This window comes from Streptomyces sp. NPDC002795 (assembly GCF_042888725.1).
Lineage (GTDB): Bacteria > Actinomycetota > Actinomycetes > Streptomycetales > Streptomycetaceae > Streptomyces.
Genome location: NZ_JBIAQB010000029.1, coordinates 1 through 1415 on the forward strand (window position 1 = coordinate 1; position 1415 = coordinate 1415).

A 1415-nucleotide genomic window follows, 5' to 3' on the forward strand; every position below is an offset into this window, starting at 1 on the left:
TGAGACCTGATGCCGAGCCGATTGTGGTGAAGTGGATGATCCTATGCTGTCGAGAAAAGCCTCTAGCGAGTTTCATGGCGGCCCGTACCCTAAACCGACTCAGGTGGTCAGGTAGAGAATACCGAGGCGTTCGGGTGAACTATGGTTAAGGAACTCGGCAAAATGCCCCCGTAACTTCGGGAGAAGGGGGGCCATTCCTGGTGATGAGTCTTGCACTCTGAGCTGGGGGTGGCCGCAGAGACCAGCGAGAAGCGACTGTTTACTAAAAACACAGGTCCGTGCGAAGCCGTAAGGCGATGTATACGGACTGACGCCTGCCCGGTGCTGGAACGTTAAGGGGACCGGTTAGTCACATTTCGGTGTGGCGAAGCTGAGAACTTAAGCGCCAGTAAACGGCGGTGGTAACTATAACCATCCTAAGGTAGCGAAATTCCTTGTCGGGTAAGTTCCGACCTGCACGAATGGCGTAACGACTTCTCGACTGTCTCAACCATAGGCCCGGTGAAATTGCACTACGAGTAAAGATGCTCGTTTCGCGCAGAAGGACGGAAAGACCCCGGGACCTTTACTATAGTTTGATATTGGTGTTCGGTTCGGCTTGTGTAGGATAGGTGGGAGACTTTGAAGCGGCCACGCCAGTGGTTGTGGAGTCGTCGTTGAAATACCACTCTGGTCGTGCTGGATGTCTAACCTGGGTCCGTGATCCGGATCAGGGACAGTGTCTGATGGGTAGTTTAACTGGGGCGGTTGCCTCCCAAAGAGTAACGGAGGCGCCCAAAGGTTCCCTCAGCCTGGTTGGTAATCAGGTGTTGAGTGTAAGTGCACAAGGGAGCTTGACTGTGAGACCGACGGGTCGAGCAGGGACGAAAGTCGGGACTAGTGATCCGGCAGTGGCTTGTGGAAGCGCTGTCGCTCAACGGATAAAAGGTACCCCGGGGATAACAGGCTGATCTTCCCCAAGAGTCCATATCGACGGGATGGTTTGGCACCTCGATGTCGGCTCGTCGCATCCTGGGGCTGGAGTCGGTCCCAAGGGTTGGGCTGTTCGCCCATTAAAGCGGTACGCGAGCTGGGTTTAGAACGTCGTGAGACAGTTCGGTCCCTATCCTCTGTGCGCGTAGGAATATTGAGAAGGGCTGTCCCTAGTACGAGAGGACCGGGACGGACGAACCTCTGGTGTGCCAGTTGTCCTGCCAAGGGCATGGCTGGTTGGCTACGTTCGGAAAGGATAACCGCTGAAAGCATCTAAGCGGGAAGCCTGCTTCGAGATGAGTATTCCCACCCCCTTTGAGGGGTTAAGGCTCCCAGTAGACGACTGGGTTGATAGGCCAGATCTGGAAGCACCGCAAGGTGTGGAGGTGACTGGTACTAATAGGCCGAGGGCTTGTCCTCAGTTGCTCGCGTCCACTGTGTTG

General features: G+C 55.4%; 1 rRNA gene. It reads left to right on the top strand.

The features are described from left to right. Positions 1 to 1392: ribosomal RNA gene (locus tag ACFYWS_RS39605) — 23S ribosomal RNA — on the top strand; the annotation flags it as partial. Positions 1393 to 1415: the final 23 nt, after the last annotated feature.